At 64.4% G+C, this 17241-nt stretch carries 17 protein-coding genes; 5 read left to right on the top strand and 12 right to left on the bottom strand.

Annotated features, from left to right (window positions below; translation table 11 throughout):
- Nucleotides 1–79 precede the first annotated feature (79 nt).
- On the top strand, nt 80–1012 hold the full coding sequence (locus tag M1E01_RS18535; protein WP_457972977.1) for a hypothetical protein: 933 nt from the start codon (nt 80–82) through the stop codon (nt 1010–1012).
- Between the two features lie 423 nt (nt 1013–1435).
- Here the strand turns inward: M1E01_RS18535 and M1E01_RS18530 are convergent, their stop codons facing one another.
- Nucleotides 1436–2179 (bottom strand): TetR/AcrR family transcriptional regulator, encoded by a 744-nt coding sequence (locus M1E01_RS18530; protein WP_457972976.1) that lies wholly within the window; start codon nt 2177–2179, stop codon nt 1436–1438.
- A gap of 142 nt (nt 2180–2321) precedes the next feature.
- Between M1E01_RS18530 and M1E01_RS18525 the strand changes: the two genes are divergently transcribed.
- Nucleotides 2322–3758, top strand: coding sequence for a flavin monoamine oxidase family protein (locus tag M1E01_RS18525; protein ID WP_457972975.1), 1437 nt, complete (start codon nt 2322–2324; stop codon nt 3756–3758).
- A 146-nt stretch (nt 3759–3904) separates the two neighbouring features.
- Entirely contained in the window at nt 3905–4387 is a 483-nt protein-coding gene (locus tag M1E01_RS18520; RefSeq protein WP_457972974.1) for a pyridoxamine 5'-phosphate oxidase family protein, read from the top strand.
- A gap of 110 nt (nt 4388–4497) precedes the next feature.
- Here M1E01_RS18520 and M1E01_RS18515 read toward each other — a convergent pair whose 3' ends face one another.
- The 11 genes from M1E01_RS18515 to M1E01_RS18465 all read right to left on the bottom strand — a co-directional run bounded on the left by M1E01_RS18515 (nt 4498) and on the right by M1E01_RS18465 (nt 14739).
- A complete protein-coding gene (locus tag M1E01_RS18515; RefSeq protein WP_457972973.1) occupies nt 4498–4677 on the bottom strand; it encodes a hypothetical protein in 180 nt (59 codons plus the stop codon).
- Between the two features lie 82 nt (nt 4678–4759).
- Nucleotides 4760–5005, bottom strand: coding sequence for a CDGSH iron-sulfur domain-containing protein (locus M1E01_RS18510; RefSeq protein WP_457972972.1), 246 nt, complete (start codon nt 5003–5005; stop codon nt 4760–4762).
- Between the two features lie 6 nt (nt 5006–5011).
- Complete coding sequence (locus tag M1E01_RS18505) at nt 5012–6043, bottom strand: glycosyltransferase (RefSeq protein ID WP_457972971.1); 1032 nt, start codon at nt 6041–6043, stop codon at nt 5012–5014.
- Nucleotides 6040–7098, bottom strand: a complete 1059-nt coding sequence (locus tag M1E01_RS18500) for an iron-containing redox enzyme family protein (protein WP_457972970.1) — start codon at nt 7096–7098, stop codon at nt 6040–6042. The genes M1E01_RS18505 and M1E01_RS18500 overlap by 4 nt, the downstream gene beginning before the upstream one ends.
- Nucleotides 7099–7321: 223 nt before the next feature.
- Nucleotides 7322–8248, bottom strand: coding sequence for a F510_1955 family glycosylhydrolase (locus M1E01_RS18495; RefSeq protein ID WP_457972969.1), 927 nt, complete (start codon nt 8246–8248; stop codon nt 7322–7324).
- A 92-nt stretch (nt 8249–8340) separates the two neighbouring features.
- Nucleotides 8341–8982, bottom strand: a complete 642-nt coding sequence (locus tag M1E01_RS18490; RefSeq protein WP_457972968.1) for a DUF305 domain-containing protein — start codon at nt 8980–8982, stop codon at nt 8341–8343.
- Nucleotides 8983–9170: 188 nt separating this feature from the next.
- A complete protein-coding gene (locus M1E01_RS18485) occupies nt 9171–9665 on the bottom strand; it encodes a hypothetical protein (RefSeq protein ID WP_457972967.1) in 495 nt (164 codons plus the stop codon).
- A 320-nt stretch (nt 9666–9985) separates the two neighbouring features.
- Nucleotides 9986–10366, bottom strand: a complete 381-nt coding sequence (locus tag M1E01_RS18480; RefSeq protein ID WP_457972966.1) for a universal stress protein — start codon at nt 10364–10366, stop codon at nt 9986–9988.
- A gap of 43 nt (nt 10367–10409) precedes the next feature.
- The gene (locus tag M1E01_RS18475; RefSeq protein WP_309108962.1) at nt 10410–12380 is read right to left on the bottom strand and encodes a tripartite tricarboxylate transporter permease; all 1971 of its coding nucleotides are present in this window, start codon (nt 12378–12380) and stop codon (nt 10410–10412) included.
- 8 nt (nt 12381–12388) lie between these two features.
- A complete protein-coding gene (locus tag M1E01_RS18470) occupies nt 12389–13582 on the bottom strand; it encodes a Bug family tripartite tricarboxylate transporter substrate binding protein (RefSeq protein WP_457972965.1) in 1194 nt (397 codons plus the stop codon).
- Between the two features lie 77 nt (nt 13583–13659).
- A complete protein-coding gene (locus M1E01_RS18465) occupies nt 13660–14739 on the bottom strand; it encodes a PrpF domain-containing protein (RefSeq protein ID WP_457972964.1) in 1080 nt (359 codons plus the stop codon).
- A gap of 276 nt (nt 14740–15015) precedes the next feature.
- Here M1E01_RS18465 and M1E01_RS18460 point away from each other — a divergent pair, with 276 nt between their 5' ends.
- Complete coding sequence (locus tag M1E01_RS18460) at nt 15016–15930, top strand: LysR substrate-binding domain-containing protein (RefSeq protein ID WP_457972963.1); 915 nt, start codon at nt 15016–15018, stop codon at nt 15928–15930.
- Nucleotides 15931–15995: 65 nt separating this feature from the next.
- Nucleotides 15996–17186, top strand: a complete 1191-nt coding sequence (locus M1E01_RS18455; protein ID WP_457972962.1) for an MFS transporter — start codon at nt 15996–15998, stop codon at nt 17184–17186.
- The last annotated feature ends 55 nt before the right edge of the window (nt 17187–17241 follow it).

Below are 17241 nucleotides of genomic sequence, written 5' to 3'. Positions count from 1 at the left end.
CGGCTCCGGAGGGAGAGGGCCCGCCGTCGTTCTTTCCGTCTGGGGCGCGGTACCGGGACATGCAGTGTACTTTGAGGGGATGGAGGTCCTTGGCTGGCTGCTCGACTCTGACCCCTCGATCCGCTGGCAGGTGATGCGGGACCTGGCGGACGCACCGCCGGAGGATGTGCGTGCTGAACGCGGCCGTGTGGCCAGCCACGGCTGGGGCGCCCGGCTGCTCTCGCTGCAGGGCCCCGACGGGCAGTGGGACGGCGGCACGTACTACCCGGCCTCGTGGGACGAAACAGCGCCAGGACAACCCTGGACGGCCACGACCTACAGCTTGCTGCTGCTGCGTGAGTTCGGCCTCGAACCGGGCAGTGCGGAAGCCCGGCGGGCCGTTTCCCTGGTGCGGGAGAACAGCCGGTGGGAGGAAGGCGGCCAGCCGTTCTTCGAGGGTGAAGTGGAACCCTGCATCAACGGCATGACCGTCGCCCTCGGAGCCTGTTTCGGCGAAAACGTTGAAGGCGTGGTGGAGCGGTTACTCGGTGACCAGCTCGACGACGGCGGTTGGAACTGCGAGGCTGAAAACGGCTCAACCCGGTCCTCCTTCCACAGTACGATCAGCGTGCTGGAAGGCCTGCTGGCATATGAGCGGGCCACAGGCGGGTCGCCGGCACTTGCCGGGGGAAGGAAGCGCGGCGAGGAGTACCTGCTCGAGCGCATGCTCTTCAGGCGGAAATCCACCGGTGCCGTGGTTGACGAGGACTGGCTCAAGTTCTCCTACCCCACGCGCTGGTTCTATGACGTGCTCCGCGGCTTGGAGTACTTCCGGGCTGTCGGCGGCAGGCCGGATGGGCGCCTGAACGAAGCGGTTGAACTCGTCCGCTCCAAGCAGCAGCCGGACGGCACGTGGCTGCTGGAGAACACGCACCCCGGACGGATCCACTTCGCCATGGAGGACGGCGACGGAACCCCGAGCCGGTGGAACACCCTCAGGGCGCTGCGCGTGCTCAGGTGGTACGGGGACTGAGACCGCAACATCGGTGGTTGGTCCGGACAACCAGCCCGGAACCAGTACCTTGGGGAAAACCTGGGACGCGGCCGGAAAGGGCCCCAATACCCCCAGCATGAGGGGGAGAACGGCCTGTTAGTTCCGAGGTTGGCCCCGGAATCTCCAACAACCATGCGCCATCCTGTAGGGGTTCCACAGCTGAAGCGCTGCACCCGTCTTCGGCATCGGGATCGCTGGGTCCGGTTGCATTCCCCCTGAACGCCGGACCCGGCAAACCCGGGACTTTCAGCCTTCGCCGGCCGCGCTCCGGCCGCCGGCCCAGCTTTCGCCCGCCCCTCCCGCCCCGCCGCCGCCTGTAGCAGGGGCACGGTTCTGGCAGGCATAACCTCCACCAGCGACATCGCCGTGCTGGTGCGCACGACGCCGTCGAATGTATAAAACCTACTCCCGCAGCGCCCCAAGCCCTGCAATCAGCGCTTCAAGCCCCAGGGTGAAGGCGACATCGGCGGGCTTCTCGTGGCCCTGCCCGGCCAGGCTGCGGACGGCACCGGTAAAGCTGGGGGTCGCATCAGCCATGGATCCGGGATCGAAGATGTCTGCCGGCGCGGTCACGTCGTAGGCGGAGCCGAAGATGAATGACTCCAGTGCCACGATGGAAGAAACGATCCGCTCCTCAGGAAAGCCGGCGTCGCGGAACGCCGCGCTTACCGTCTCGTACATGGCCAGCGTCTGGGGGGCATCGGTCACGGGCAGCACGGCGATGACCGGGATCAGGGGGGTATGCCGGGAAAAAACATCCCGGTAGCTCCATGCCCATTGACGTACCGAGTCTTCCCATGATTCGGTGCCAAACGCCGACACATCCACGAGCGCGGCGAGGTGGTCCTCCACCAGAAGCAGCACATCGTGCTTGGACTTCACATGGTTGTACAGCGCGGACGGCGCAACATTCAGCGCCCTGGCAAGCGCGGCCATGGTGAGGCCTTCGTAGCCCATTTTTTCAACAAGCCCCAGTGCAGCGCCGGTAATGCGTGCCTTGTCCAGCACTCCGCCTATGGGTCGGCCAGCCCGGCGCCGCTCGGCAGCGCGGGCCGCCGGCCGATCCGAAGGGCGGGGCTCCGGCTGCACGCCGGCGGCCACCACGTCTTCGGTTTTGGTGGTTCCCTGGGCGGGTGATGCCGGCATTCCTGACCTTTCGATGCGCGGTGTTTCCCTCAGTATTCCATCCGCCCTTCCCGTGCTGGAGCGGAACGGCTATAGTTCTCATAAATGAATAACATTCATTTAGTGGTTCGCATCGCTCGCGCCGCCACAGAGAAAGGACATCATGCTGAATCTTGACCGCGACGTTGTGATCGTCGGGGCCGGCCCCTCCGGCCTCACGGCTGCCCGCGAACTGAAGAAAGCCGGCCTCACCGTGGCCGTGCTGGAAGCCCGCGACCGCGTGGGCGGCCGCACCTGGACCGACACTGTCGACGGCGCCATGCTCGAAATCGGCGGCCAGTGGGTTTCGCCGGACCAGACAGCCCTGCTCGCTCTCCTTGACGAACTCGGCCTGAAAACCTACTCCCGCTACCGCGAGGGCGATTCCGTTTACATCGGCAGCGACGGCAGGAGAGTCCGCTACTCGGGCGACTCCTTCCCCGTCAGCGCAGCCACGGCCGCCGAGATGGACAGGCTCACCGCGCTGCTTGACGCCCTGGCCGCAGAAATCGGTCCCACCGAACCGTGGTCCCACCCAAAGGCCCGGGAGCTGGATATCATTTCCTTCCACCACTGGCTCCGTCTGCACTCCAGCGACGAGGAAGCCTGCAATAACATCGGCCTTTTCATCGCGGGCGGAATGCTGACCAAGCCCGCCCATGCCTTCTCCGCCCTGCAGGCAGTGCTCATGGCCGCGTCCGCCGGCTCCTTCACCCACCTGACGGACGAGGACTTCATCCTCGACAAGCGGGTTGTCGGCGGCCTGCAGCAGGTCTCGCTGCTGCAGGCAGCGGAACTGGGAGACGACGTCGTCCTTAACAGCCCGGTGCGCACCATTCACTGGGAGGCCGACGGCGGCAACGGTCACCGCGCGACCGTAGTGGCCGACAGCGCCACGGTCAACGCACGCTTTGTCATCATGGCTGTACCGCCAAACCTGTACTCGCGCGTTTCCTTCAACCCGCCGCTGCCGCGCCGCCAGCATCAGATGCACCAGCACCAGTCACTCGGCCTGGTCATCAAGGTCCACGCGGTCTACAGCACGCCGTTCTGGCGCCAGGAGGGCCTCTCCGGAACCGGATTCAGTGCCGGCTCCCTCGTCCAGGAGGTCTACGACAACACCAATTACGGGGACGCGCGGGGCGCCCTCGTCGGCTTCGTCTCGGACGAGAAGGCCGACGCCGTCTTCGGCCTGGACCCGGCGGCGCGCAGGCAGGCGATCCTGGAATCCATCGCCGGGTTCCTGGGGGACAAGGCCCTCATGCCCGAGGTCTACTACGAATCCGACTGGGGCTCCGAGGAATGGACCCGCGGCGCCTACGCCTCCAGCTACGACCTCGGCGGACTGCACCGCTACGGCAAAGACCAGCACACCCCCGTGGGCCCCGTCTACTGGTGCTCCTCCGACCTCGCCGCCGAGGGATACCAGCACGTCGACGGTGCAGTGCGAATGGGCCAGGCAACTGCGGCCCGCATTGCGGCAGCGGCTGCCGCCGCGCCCGAAGCAGCCGGAAGGCCCGGTGGCCGGGCGCTGGTAGCGGCCGAGGCCGCCGCCGGCTAACCCGCCCTAGGCTGGTTATATACGCGCCGGAACTGCCCCGCGGAATCCGCCGGAGGGTGGAAAGTAAGTACGCTTACTAATAGGGTGGGTGCAGGGAAAGTCCCGCAGCGAACGCCGAAAAGGCTCTGAACAGAAGAGGTGGCAGCATGACGGAAACCGCAGGCATCAGCAAGGTCACGGACATCATCAATGATTCCCACATCGGAATGTTCACCACCATCAATGAAAAAGGCGCGCTGGTGAGCCGGCCGCTGGCCGTCCAGGACGTGAAGGACGACGGCGACATGTGGTTCTTCACGGGGGAGGGCACCTCCCAGGTGGCCCACGTCGGCGCCGACCCGCGCGTCAATGTCTCCTTCGGCAAGGGCACCGAATGGGTTTCGGTCGCCGGAACTGCTGAAGTGGTCCGGGACCGGGCGAAGATCCGTGAACTGTGGAACCAGGCCGTCGAGGCATGGTTCCCGGACGGGCCGGACACCCCCGAGGTGGTCCTGCTGCATGTGGACTCCGACTCCGCCGAATACTGGACGAGCCCCGGCGGCACCGCGGCCACCGTGCTGCAGTGGGTGAAGTCCAAGGTCAGCCACAGCCGCATGAGGGTCGGCGAAAGCGGCACCGTGGAGCTGTAACTCCAACGGTTGCATTAAGCAGAAATGAGGGCCGCACCAGCCAGGGAAGCTGGGGGTGTGGCCCTCGTTGCTGGTTATTTAGGCTGCGGTTTCTTCAGGCTCTTTGACCTTCAGCGTTCGATCTTGCCCATGATGAACAGGTAGATGGAGCCGACATGGCGCGAGCTTGGTGCCACATCCGCAGGCAGCGACCAGATACCTGGGGCAGCCATGGCCTGATGATACGAGGTAGGAGGAAGCCCGGGCACGGGCTCATGTGCGGAGTCGACGAAGTCGTTGATTGCAGCCATGCGTTTCAGCCACCGGCGAGATCCGAACGTCGTTCGACTTCAATCCGGGGTCAGTTCATGGTTTCGCCCGGCGATCACCCGGTCATTGATCTGAATCCTCCTGAGCGGCTGGGTACTCGGTGCGAAACTTGATGAGCTTGTGTGTGCCGTCACAATAGGGCTTTATCGCGGAGGCCCCGCAGCGGCACAGGGCTACCGTTCGCCTTTGCCGCGGGACTGGTGCTCCTGATGGGGTGACAATATCGAAGTCACCGCGGACCAGGATCGGGCCGTCGGGACAAATCACGATTGAGCCGTTGCCGGGGTTCTGCTGCTGGTCCTGATTCATGGAGAACTACCGATCTGGTTGGGCAGGGAATGAAGGGTGGGGAGTGGGTGCGGTGCCGATCTTGCCGCCGTGCCTGTTTCGCAATTCGGCGGGGGAATGCGCGGCTGTCTTGAGCCGGGCCCCGGCGTAGGGAACGCCTCCTCCCACCCGCAGCACCAATGCGGCCCAGCTGCAGAGAGCGCGTTCGGCTAGCCACAGAGGGGCAAAGAGTATGGTCCGCGCGGGAAAGACGCGCCGACCGTGGTTGCGTCTGCGCCCGACTTCCGCCAGAGCCACGGCAGCGACGGCGGATCCCAGGACGGCGGGGATGGTCAGCCGCGGTGCCCGGACAAGCACGCCGGTCAGCAGGGGCGCCAGGGCCAGCTCCGCACAGAGGCGGCCGGGCTGGGCGAAACTGTCGTAGGCCTGCCGGATCCGCTGCCTGAGGAAGTGCCGGGACGTTGGAGGCCGGCGCGCAATGAAAAGTGCAGGCAGCCGCTTTTCCGATCCGCCGGCCGCTGTGACGGTCCGGATGAGCTCAAGGTTCTCGAAGAGTACTCCGTCGTATCCGCCGGTAGCGACCAGTGCGTCACGCCGGACGGCCAGCGTCCCAGGAAAGTCATCGGCGAGGGCCCGGTTGATCAACGTACGGGCGGTGTCCCAGCACGCGTGCCACGGCAGCGGGCTGAAAAAATTCTGCGGCCGCACCACATGGGCATGATTCAAGGCCGCGATGACGGAATCGAGCCCCTCGCGAGTGAAGCGAACGTCGTCGTCGGCGATCACAAGCCTATCCGCGCAGCTGAGGCGCACCGCAGTCATCACGGCGGATACTTTGCCGTTGCCTCCTGCGCCCGGCTCCGGCCGGATGTGGTTGACGGAGCCCGGAAAGCGCGCCCGGTGGCAGTCAAAGAGATCCGGCGCTGATCCGTCAACAACGGTCACCCGGATCCACGAGCACAATTGCTCCAAATAGGGCACCAGCTCGTCCAGTCCCGAATCCTCCGTCCAGCGCAGCGGGAGGATGTACTCCGCCTGCAGAGGTTCTGGAACGGTCACAGGCCGGCCGGGACAGTTGCCCGCAAGGAGGACCTGCCGTTGTCCCAGGCCTCCATGATCAGTGAGGCCAGCCGCCCGTCGATGGCGAGGACAGCCGTGGCACCGAAAATGACGTCCCCGAGGAGACCCGGTTCCGCCTCCACAAGGCCGCCGGCGAGATCACGTCCCGCGATCTGCTCGTGGACCGCGTCCGCTTCCACGTGCTCGTCGAAGTAGCCGGTCACCTCTGCCCCAAATCCGTGGCGCCGAAATCCCTGGCCGTAGAGCTGGTTGGGCCTTGAGGATGTCATTTCATAGATCGCCAGATGTCCGGCGATGGCGCCACGGAGCTGGCGGTTCAGTCCGAACAGGGACATCATGTTCACAGCGGCCAGGGAGATTGCCGGGACGGAATCCACATACGCGCCGAAGTGGTCCATGAGCCCCAGCCCCCTCATTGACCGGGCAAACAGTGTGCTGTGCATCCGGTCCGGGCGGCCGCCGCCGTATTCGTCCGCCTGAATCTCCACCAGCGCTGCCTTGGCCCGCCCAGTCAGCCGGGGTATCGCCCACGTGTGCGGGTCGGCCTCCTTGAGCTGATAGATGGACTTGTGGATGAGGAACTCACGGAGTTGTTCAAGGGTCGCCCTCTTGGCGACGTGGCGGGACATGCTGGGCCCGTTATCCTGGGCGGCGAGCTCGAACAGGATGGCCGCCACGTCGTCGCTGCTCAGCGTTACCGCCGGGGGCAAGCTGGTCTGCGGGGCGCACCTCTGTGCTGCCGCCCGGAGGGACTCTTCAAACGGGGCCTCGAGCAGTTGGCGGATCCCGAGCAGTCCGGGGTTCCATTCCCAGCGGTCATCCACATGGTCCAGGCCCCCGTAGTGAAGCTCATACAGGCAGAACAGGGTCAGCTGGAGGTCTTCGTCCTCGATGATGTCCCCGTCGGCGGCGCGCAGTTGCGCTGTTACCAGCTCGTGCAGGTCCGCCAGTGCCGCACGGCCAACGTCGGGTTTTCCGGAGAGGACGTCGAGTAGCCTGGCGCTGACGCATCCGCGCGGTTCAGGGATCTTCATTGTTCTCCTATGCTGCCCTCAGCCGTGGGCGGACTGTGAATGATAGTAAGCCCGATTACTATCAGAGACTGAGTCTCTTTGCCAACTGCCTGACATGTGACGCGGTCCTGCCTCGCTGGGCGTAATGACCGCGTTGGTATTCGTTCACGTCCCGTGCTCTTGCCCCAGTAGGGACTCCCTGGGTGAAGTTCACAGGCCGATGAACTTCCTTGACCAGCATGCCCTAGTCCGCCGCCGCAGGGTGGAACGTCGCGCCGCCGTCGCTGGACACGATCAGCTCATCGGCCGTTGCAGCCCAGACCTGCAGCTTCCCGGCTGAGTCTTTTGCTGCTGCCACTGCCTGGACGTCCGCAGTGATTTTGCCCTTCGATGTCCAGGTGATTCCGCTATCGGAGGAGTAGTGGACCGTGCCGTTGGGTTCGACGCCGACTGCTTCCTTATCGCTGGCAAAGGTTGCGAACTGAATTACCGGGGAAGACGGAACCGCTTTCCAGGTGCGTCCGCCGTCAGTGGAACGTTGGAGACCTTCCGGCAGGGTCGCAAGGACAGTGTTGGTGCCCGGGTTGCCGGCCAGTACCGCCGGCGCAAATCCGGCAGCCGCCGTCGTCCATGTTTTTTCGTCCGGACTTACCCACAGTTGCCCGTCGAAGGCGACAATGCCGGACTTGGTGACGGTCAGGGCATGGAAATCAGACTCGCCCTGGCGGGAGATCTCCGCCCAGGTTTTGCCGCCGTCGCTGCTTCTGATCAGGCCCATCGGGTTAGACATTGTCGAGTCTTTGCCCGGGTGGCCGGAGGCGTAGAACACGCCGGTGCCGGGGGCGGCCGTGAAGCCCATCAGGTCATTGGTCGGGCCGATTTTCGTGGCGGGCCTGGTGGACATGTCGAACAGTCCCTCGTGTGTGGCCAGGAGCACGCGGCCCGTTGTGGCGTCAACGGCCAGGCCGTGGACGTGTGCGCTGGGCAGGCTGCCCGCGCTGGCTCCGGAGCCGTGCGTCCCTGCTGCTCCGGACCCGGTTGCTGCCGACGTGGCTGTTCCCGACTCGGTTGTTCCGGAGGGGGCAGGCGAGGATGCACAGGCCGAGAGGGCAAGGAGAAGAGCGGCGGCTGCCGCGGCAGCGCTGAGGCGATGTAGGGCGGGAAAACGCAAGGGGAACTCCTGGAGTGAGCGACGGGCAGCGGGGCCCGGCGGTCTTAGCGGTGGATGGATTAGAAGAGGTGGGACGGCGCTGAATGGCCGGGTCAGAGCTTGGCCAGCAGGTCCTTCATCTCCTGAATTTCCTTCTCCTGCGCCCTGATGATGGTCTTGCTCAGCTCGATGGCTTCGGGATTCTTCCCGCCGCTTTCCTCGGTCTTGGCCATCATGATGGCACCCTCGTGATGGGCGATCATCTGGGTCAGGAACAGCCTGGCTGCATCGGTGCCCCGGGCAGCATCGAGCTTGGACATGTCCTCGGCGCTCATCATGCCGCTCATGCCGACCGACCCATGACCAGAGTGGGCGCCCGCGGACGGTGTTGCTGATTCGTTCCAGCTCTTGAGCCAGCCGGCCATTTTTTCGATTTCCGGCGCCTGCGCGGCCTTGATCTGCGTCGCCAGCGCGGTCACCTCGGCGGGGATGTCCTGTTTTTTGAGGATCATGTCGCTCATCTCCACGGCCTGGGCATGATGGGGGATCATCATCTGCGCGAACATCGTGTCTGCCGCGTTGTGCTCTGCGGCTGCACCTGTTGTGGCAGCGGCCGACGCGGCCGCAGCCGACGTCTCGGCGGGGCTTGCGCCTGACCCCGACGTGCTGCCGCCCCCGTTGGCGCAGCCGGCAAGGACGATGGCTGCGGCGACGGCGGTAACGGAAAGGATGGAAAAGTTCTTGTTCTTGTTCATGGGATTACTGGTCCTTTGAAATCAGCTGGTGCCTCTTGACTGGCCACTCGCGACCTGTGGGTCTTGACCAGTGGATTACCGAGGGGAGGACGGGCGCGGGGCCCGTCAGGATAGGAACGTGTGCGCTGTGGCCTGTGCGCGGCGCCGGCTGCAGTCTGTGGCCTGTGGCAGGCGGCGCAGGGTTCGCTTTACGTCCTGCTGATGCAAAGGTCGGCCGGTGACCGGCTTTCCGGAAGGTAGGCGTAGCCGGAGACGGCCGCCTCGGGTGCCTGGCTGTCAGCGGCGAATGCGACGGTTGCCGGCGGCGGCGCGGCAAGGGAACCGGTGCTGCCGGACGGGATGCAGGACCCGCCCATGGCCGACATGCCGGCACAGGGATCCCCGCCTATGCAGCTGAAAGTGTCCGACGTCGGCGCAGGGAAATTGGCAGTGCTCGCACCGGCGGCGATCGTGCGTGGATTGTGGTGGCTGTCGTGGCCCCCATGGCCGGCGCTCTCCGTCGCCATCTGGTTCGTGACCACGTGGTGGGTCTGCACCGCAGCGGTGGAACCTGCCATGTGGATGGTGTGGGGCCCGGTCAGGACATGCATTCCGACGATCCCGGCGATGATCGCCAGCAGCCCGGCGAGCAAGCCCGCGCGGCGCAGGAACTGAGGTCCGCGGTCCGACTGGGTCGCGGTCATGTGTTCCTCCTTCCGGGCGGGATGGGCTACTTCAAGAGTACCGGCCATGGAATGGGCGCAGAATCAGCGAGGAAGGGGAACTGCAGGTGCGGTGTGAGGAACGGTAAACCGGTGTCCCTCTTTCGCTGGCACCTCTCAGGCAGCAGCACCTGATGAGTAAGGGACATGGTGAAGGAGGCAGGTGACCCATCAGGTCAGCCTGCCTCCTTCTGCGGCGCACCTTCCGCCGCGCCCGTCCTTCGGGCTACCTGTTGCGATGGAGTGCGGGGAGTGGCCGCCGCCTGCCGGAAGGACCGGCAGCTTTGATAACCCGGCGGCCGCTAGAGCCTGTCGGCGCGGACCGCCAGGACGGGGCAGGTGGCGTCGAGCAGAATGCGCTGGACGGTGCTGCCCAGAATGAGCTTGCCAACCATGGACCGGTGTCGGAGTCCGACGACGATCATGTCCACGTTCCGGTCCTGCGCTATCTGAATCACGGCGTCACCGGGATCGGAAAGGACGGAGGACTCAATCATCAGGGTCAGGCCGGCCGCGTGGAGCTGCGCCTCAAGCTCTTGCATTTCCGCAGGGTCCAGGTCGTGGTGGCCGCGCCCCACGTTCACGATCAGCAGGTCTGTTTTTCTGAGCAGTGCTTCCGTGATCCCTGTGGTCAGGGCCTCCCTGCCTTCGGCGGCGGGGGAATAGGCAACGAGAACCGTCATGTTCTTGCTTCTCTCCAGTAGTGACGGGGATGGGACAGTGTTTTTAGACGAGCGTGTTGAGCCAGCCCTGCGGCAGATCTATCGGCAGCAGGGACGGCAGGGCCAGCAGCACAACGTACAGGACCAGCGTGTAGACCACGGTTGTCTTCAGGCGTGCCCTGGCCACCACCAGCAGGAACGCGGGGATGAAGATCGTTACCGCGACCAGGTATCCGAAGGCAGCCGTGAGAGCCAGGAAGCCTGTCATCCATACAAAGGTTTTAAGCGCGAACCCCGCATCGAGCGTCCAGCCCACCCGTGCCGTTCTGGTCCTGAGCCAGGTCCTAATTTCGGTGAAGAGCAGGATGCCGGAGAAGATCAGGCCGCCGATGCTCACCAGCTGTGGCACAAGCCGCGCCTCCGGCGAGAATGACGCAGAGGAGATCAGGGCTGCGGAGAAGGCTGCGGCGAAAATGCCCGCTGCGGTCAGGGACCAGGTCGAGTTCTTGAGCTGGCTCTCGTCGTCCTCGGGCCGTTCGTCACGGTGACCGTCGTCGACGTTAGAGTGGCGGCGGGCGCGGAGGAACTTGATGAAGGCCCAGACGATGGGCAGGATCAGGATGGCGAGGAACACGAGCACGCCCGGGCGTGCCATCCAGTCCAGGCCGTTGTAGAGGCTGTCCGTGAGGAAGTAGTAGCGCTCGAGCGGGATCGCCAGGACGAACCCGATGAGGAACGGGGCCCGCGGGAACCCGGTTGACTTCAGCAGCCAGCCGAACACGCCGAGGATAATCATCACCCAGAGGTCGCCGAGCTGGCCGCCCTCTTGGAAGGACCCGAGGAGCATGATCGCCACCAGACCGGCGGCCAGGACGGCGAAGGGGACCTTGGTGAGTTTCGCGAGCTGCTTGACGCTGAGGAAGCAGAACAGGGCGCCGAGGATGGAAGCAATCGCGAAGGACCACACGATGAGGTACATCAGGTCCAGGTGCTCGGTGATGATGGACGGGCCGGGCTGGATGCCGTACGTCAGCAGCATGCCGAGGAGCATGGCCGAGGGGACGCCGCCGGGGATGCCGAACAGGAGCGTGGGGATAAGGTCGCCGGCTTCGACGGAGTTATTGGCGCTTTCCGGGCCAACAATGCCGCGGGGGTCTCCCTTGCCGAACTGGCGCTTGTCCTTCGCCGTGGCCACCGCCTGGCCGTACGCCAGCCAGGTTCCGGCTGTGGCGCCGACGCCGGGCAGGACGCCTGCCCAGATGCCAATGAGTGCACCGCGGATCACCTGGGTCCAGTGGGACAGCCATTCGCGGATACCCCTGCCCCAGCCGCCGCCAAGGCTTATGTTTTCCTTCTGGCCGCGCCGCTGGCTGGCTCGCGAGGCGATTTCGGCGAGGCCGAAGATGCCCAAGGCAACGGCAACGAGCGAGAGCCCGTCACCGAGAAAGAGGCTGCCGAAGGTGAAGCGTTCCTCGGCCGTTGTCGGCGAGGTGCCCACCATGCCCAGAACAAGACCCAGCAGCCCGGCGGAGACACCTTTGATGATGTTGCCGCGGGACAGGACTGCGGCCAGGGCAACACCGAGGACGGTCAGCATGAAGAGTTCCGGGCTGGCAAAGGACAGCACCAGGGGCCGTGCCAGTGGAATGGCCAGGGTCAGGCCGATGGCGCCGATAATGCCGCCGGCCATGGAAGAAAGGAACGCGAGCGTCAGGGCTCTCGCCGCCTGGCCCTTCTTCGCCATTGAGTAGCCGTCGAGCATCGTCACGCTGGCCGATGCGGAACCGGGGGCGCCAAGAAGTACTGCGGAGACAGTGTCGGAGGTGTGGACGACTGCCAGTGCGCCGATGAGGAGCGCTAGGGCCTGTGGCGGTTCCATGCCGAAGGTGATCGGCAAGAGAATGGCAACGGCGCCCGTGCCGCCCAAGCCGGGTATGAGGCCCATGACCAGACCGGCAACGGTGCCGATAAGGAGCATGAGGAGCAGGGAAGGGTCAGCGAGTGACGCCAGCGCTGCCATAGCGGAATCAAGCATGATGGTCCTTATTCAACGTGGATGTCGTATTTGCTCTCGAGCAGTTCCTTGACGTAGGACCTGACGGAGCTGCTGACGGTGTACGCTTCCCTGACGCGGTCGGCCATGCCGGCATCCGCTACGAGGGGGTAGCCGCCGAGGACTTTGGCGGCCTTGTTCTGGAAATCTTGGTCGGTGCCGAGCTTTTCGCTGGATTCACGCAGCAGGGTGACCGCCTTGTCCGGCGTTTCCTTCGGTACCCAGAGGCCTTTCTGGTAGGTATAGGTCAAGCCGAGGAGGGTCTTGTAGGCCTCGAACTTCTGGCCGGTGGGTTTTTTGCCGTGCAGCTGTTCGTAGGCCTCGGGAACGGTGGGGACGTCGGGGAAGTTGGGGTCCCGGACGACCTCGCCGGATTCATTCAGCTGGCCGAAGGACATCAGCACTGTTGCCTTGCCTTCCTTGGCGATGCCTTCGACGGCGGAGCCGTAGGCGGAGGTGGTTTGGTAGTCCAGGTCGATCTCGCCGCGTTGCAGGGCCAGATTGACAGGGCCCCGGCCTTCAAAGCCGAAGGTCGACGTCACGTCTGCCTCGAGCAGGTCGAAGGCCACCAACGTCGTGATATCCAGGCCGGTGGCGCTGATGCCACCGAACTCGAGGGGCCTGTCCCTGTTGCGGAGGTCGTTGACGTTCTTGACGCCTGCTCCGGTGCGGGCATAAATCACGCCGCCCGTGCCGTTGACCACCAGGGGCTTAAGGTCCTCGAATGAGTACTTCACGGCCGAGCGTCCGAGGACCCAGGGCACCACCGTGGAGGCTGTCCCTACCAGGATTTCAGTACCGTCGATCTTGGCGGAGCGGGCAAACTTGTTGGTGCCGGAGATGCCTTCGCCGCCAGGTTCGTTTACGGGGGCAAAGCCCGGACGGCCGGGAACGTAGTTAGTCAGTTCAGTGCCGATGAAGCGGGCCCAGGTGTCGGTGCCGCCTCCGGACGCCAGCGGAATGAGGAATTCCAGAGTTTCACCGCCGAAGTTACCGTCTTCGGTGCTGGAGGGCGGGTTGAGGAGGCCCCCGCCCAGGACAGTGGTGGCGACGCCGAGTGCGGCGAAAGATGCAACAACGGCCAAGACCGTGCGCCGTGAGTGCTGCGGCGGATCAGGCTGCTCGGTGGGTGCGGAATCTTGGATGATGCCGGGGGGTTCCAAGGCTGACTTCTGACTCGTCATTGAGAATATCCTTTAATTTTGTGCCTCTTGGGGCGAGCACCGCAGTGTCACCGAGGGGCATGCTTTTATTGTGGCGGTTACCAGGTGTCGGGAAGCAGGAGTTCGGCGTCGGCAATCCGGCGCGCACTGCGGAGGGCGCCCACCACGGTGACGCCGTCGTTGATTTCCGACCACGTCTGCACGAGCCCTGCCGGCGTCCGCATGGTCACCCCTGCAGAAACGTCGCTCGATATCAGGTTGGCCAGTACGGTCCCCTTGTGTTGGGCAGCCATCGTCAAGGCCACGCTGCCCGTGATGGCGAGGGCGGGATGCAGCCGGCCCATGGAGAGCATCCTGACGACGATGTCGGCCTTGTCGCCGGGCTCTGGCCTGGCCACCAGTGCCAACTTGGGGATGGCGCGCTCGGCGCCGGCTCGGCTGGTGGCAATCCCCATCTGCACGGCCGCGTCACGCCGCAGGTCATCCAGGTGCACCAGCAGTTCCTTCCGCGTGTCGATTTCGGCGGCGGTCTCGTGTCCGGTCAGGCCCACTGCATCGGCTTCCACGATGACGACGGGAGCGCCGGCATCGATGAGCGTCACAGTCACCTGCCGGCCGTCGAAGCCCAGCTTTTCGGCTGGTTCCCCCGAAGGGAAGAGCGCGCCGGTGGTCCTTCCGGCCGGGTCAAAGAAGCCCATACCCACCGGCATGCCGGGGAACGGAACGCCCGGGATCATCTGGGTTCCGGCGTCTCCCAGTGCACCGTGGGGTGTATCCACCCTCTGCAGAATGAGCTGATTGGTGTTCGTGTTGAGGGTCCTGACCGCCGTGCTTTCCTGCCCGGCATCCACCCAACCGCGCTCGATGGCGTACGGTGCGACGACGGCGGAACAGTTGCCGCAGTTGCTGCCCCAGTCAACCCGCTGTTCGTCGATGCCCACTTGGGCGAAGGTGTAATCGACGTCGGCGTCCTCGCTGAGGGAGCGGGCGAGGATAACGGCCTTGCTCGTCGTGGACGTGCCGCCGCCAACGCCGTCTATCTGTCGGTGGTCGGGACTGCCGAACAGCCGCAGCAGGACTTCATCCACCGTCTTCCCGGGGACCTGCAGATGGTCCCATTCGAAGACCCAGCACTTGCTGGTTCCCCCGCGCATCCACGTGGCCGGAATTCTGAACATGATCGCTTTACACCTTTCTCAAAGCCCCGAATACGGGCCTTCAGCGCTATGGCCTACCTCAGTGTGATGCCAGCCCAGTATGAATTACAATCACGAAAAAATGCACGAGTATGCACTTTTGCTTCATTTGCAAGACGCTCAGTGGAGGTTGTCCCCAAGTAATTTCGGTTAGGGGGCCCGGTAATGCCCGCCAAATCCGGGCAATTTAGCGTCTGACTGAAGGAGGTGGATAGGATACTTTTGGGGGCTGAACTATTACTTCAAGTCAGGAGTGCTGTGCTGAACGTCAGAAGACTCGAACTGCTGCTGGACGTCGTGGAGCTCGGTTCAATAACCGCAGCCGCGGAAAAACACGTGTATTCCCCGTCAGGGGTCTCCCAGCAACTCCGGCGCCTGGAAGCGGAAGTTGGCCAGCCGCTGCTGCAGCGGCAGGCGCGCGGAATGGTGCCGACCGATGCCGGGCACGTCCTCACGGCGCACACCCGGAGAATCCTGCGCCAGATGGCCGCCGCGGAGGCTGATCTAGCTGAAATCGCAGGGCTCAACCGCGGCAGCCTCACCATGGGAACCTTCCCTACCCTCGGGGGTTCCTTTCTGCCGCTCGTCATCAGCAGGTTCAAAGGGCAATACCCGGCGATCGAGTTGCATGTCCGCAGCAGCCGGTTTGATGACCTGATCGAAATGCTCGAAAACGGCCAGGTGGGTATGTCTCTGCTCTGGGATTACGAATGGAACAGAATCAACCCGGAAGACTTCGCACTCACCACCGTCTTTGAAGACGCCACTGCCCTCATCGTGGGCAAGAATCACAAGCTCGCCCGCCGGAAACAGGTGGATATGGCGGATCTTGCCAACGAGGAATGGATTGTTCGGGAAGAGGAACACCCTGTTGTTGAAGTGCTTCACAGGAGTGCGAAGGCGGCAGGATTCGTGCCCCGGATTGCGTTCCATGCCAATGACTACCAAGAGGCCCAGGCCATGGTCAGCGTGGGACTCGGCATTGCACTTGCGCCGCGAACGGCTGTGGTGAACAAGCATCCCGGCGTCAGCATTGTGTCGCTGGGTGCCAGCGCACCTTCCCGCCGGGTACTCCTGGCGCATCGGCATGACCGGGTGCGGGCAGCGGCAGAAATAGCCTTCCAGGCAACGCTGCTGGAGGTAGCGAAAGATAACAGCGCGGACTTCAAATGATGGTCGCGTGAAACGACGGGGGACCCTTGAGTAAGTACCGGCCACAGGCACGTAAATGGCTATGGATGCTGATCGCGTCCGCTGTCCTCTGCCAGATAGCGCTGAACCTTGCCCGGCCGTTGATTTCCTACAAAGTCCTGGCCTTGGGCGGGGACTCGCTCATCGTCGGCCTGACGTCGGCGTCCTATGCGCTCGTCCCGGTAGCGGCCGCGCTATGGCTGGGCAGGGTATCGGACAGGCGGAGTTCCCTCCGGGGGATCGTCGTCGTGGGGACGTTACTCCTGGCGGCCGGGCCCGTCCTGCTTTCTGCTTCTCCATCACTGCCTGTTGTTGCAGCAGCCAGTGCGGTGCTGGGTCTGGGGCATCTCTGTTTCACGATCGCGGGTCAATCCGCGATCGCCAGGTTCGTCCCCCTCGCCCGTATGGACGCCGCCTTTGGATGGTTTACGGCTTCCTTCTCCGTGGGACAGATGGCCGGGCCGCTGCTGGCGGGCCTCGCTATGGGTGCCGCCGAAGGAGTTGCTTCCGGAGTGAGGCTGGCTGACTCGAATACCGGTCTTCTCATTGCCGGCGCCATCGCCGCCCTCGCCGTTCCCTTCGGATTCGGAACTGGCGTAAAACGGAGACCTCCACACAAGGAGGATGGGAAGCTGCCACCGAGGCCCGGTCGGGACTCGGTGACCTCGCTGCTGCGCTATCCCACCGTGAAGACCAACATGGTGGCAAGCCTGGCACTTTTGGCGACGACGGACATCCTGGTTGCATTCCTCCCTCTGTTGGGCGAGGAGAAAGGGGTTTCCCCTGTTGTCGTCGGCATTTTGCTGGCCACGCGGGCAGCAGCGTCCATCACATCCCGCCTGCTCCTGCCCGTTCTCCTCGTCCGTTGGAGCCGGTCAGGGCTCGTCATCGCAAGCCTTGCCGGCGCAGGAACTACTCTCGCCCTCCTGCCATGGCTGTTCGAACTTCCTTGGACCGCCGGTGGTCTGCTGGTTCTCTGCGGATTCTTCCTGGGCCTCGGGCAGCCGATTACGATGACCCTCATTACCCAGGCTGTTCCACCTGCATCTAGAGGAGCGGCGCTCGCCCTCCGACTGCTGGGCAACCGCGCAGGCCAAGTCACCTTGCCGGCCGCAGCAGGCCTGCTGGCCGCACCCGTCGGGCCCAGCGGAGCACTATGGATGTCCTGCGCCGTGCTAGGCATAGCGTGCCTTCGCCGACCACCCGGCAGGCGTAGAGGGACAAAGGCCGGAGACTAAAAACTGCAGCCGTAAGATCGCCTGGATGTCTTTCCTGATTGCCATCTTAGGAAAT

This window comes from Arthrobacter sp. D1-17 (genome assembly GCF_054130535.1).
Note: the sequence above shows the minus strand (reverse complement) of the source record. Positions and strands in the feature narration are given on the sequence as shown.

Excerpts from the sequence above, each read along its gene's own strand:
- M1E01_RS18535 (WP_457972977.1), top strand. The coding sequence starts at position 80 with ATGGAGGTCCTTGGCTGGCTGCTCGACTCTGACCCCTCGATCCGCTGG.
- M1E01_RS18530 (WP_457972976.1), bottom strand. The coding sequence starts at position 2,179 with ATGCCGGCATCACCCGCCCAGGGAACCACCAAAACCGAAGACGTGGTG.
- M1E01_RS18525 (WP_457972975.1), top strand. The coding sequence starts at position 2,322 with ATGCTGAATCTTGACCGCGACGTTGTGATCGTCGGGGCCGGCCCCTCC.
- M1E01_RS18520 (WP_457972974.1), top strand. The coding sequence starts at position 3,905 with ATGACGGAAACCGCAGGCATCAGCAAGGTCACGGACATCATCAATGAT.
- M1E01_RS18515 (WP_457972973.1), bottom strand. The coding sequence starts at position 4,677 with ATGGCTGCAATCAACGACTTCGTCGACTCCGCACATGAGCCCGTGCCC.
- M1E01_RS18510 (WP_457972972.1), bottom strand. The coding sequence starts at position 5,005 with ATGAATCAGGACCAGCAGCAGAACCCCGGCAACGGCTCAATCGTGATT.
- M1E01_RS18500 (WP_457972970.1), bottom strand. The coding sequence starts at position 7,098 with ATGAAGATCCCTGAACCGCGCGGATGCGTCAGCGCCAGGCTACTCGAC.
- M1E01_RS18490 (WP_457972968.1), bottom strand. The coding sequence starts at position 8,982 with ATGAACAAGAACAAGAACTTTTCCATCCTTTCCGTTACCGCCGTCGCC.
- M1E01_RS18485 (WP_457972967.1), bottom strand. The coding sequence starts at position 9,665 with ATGACCGCGACCCAGTCGGACCGCGGACCTCAGTTCCTGCGCCGCGCG.
- M1E01_RS18480 (WP_457972966.1), bottom strand. The coding sequence starts at position 10,366 with ATGACGGTTCTCGTTGCCTATTCCCCCGCCGCCGAAGGCAGGGAGGCC.
- M1E01_RS18475 (WP_309108962.1), bottom strand. The coding sequence starts at position 12,380 with ATGCTTGATTCCGCTATGGCAGCGCTGGCGTCACTCGCTGACCCTTCC.
- M1E01_RS18470 (WP_457972965.1), bottom strand. The coding sequence starts at position 13,582 with ATGACGAGTCAGAAGTCAGCCTTGGAACCCCCCGGCATCATCCAAGAT.
- M1E01_RS18465 (WP_457972964.1), bottom strand. The coding sequence starts at position 14,739 with ATGTTCAGAATTCCGGCCACGTGGATGCGCGGGGGAACCAGCAAGTGC.
- M1E01_RS18455 (WP_457972962.1), top strand. The coding sequence starts at position 15,996 with ATGCTGATCGCGTCCGCTGTCCTCTGCCAGATAGCGCTGAACCTTGCC.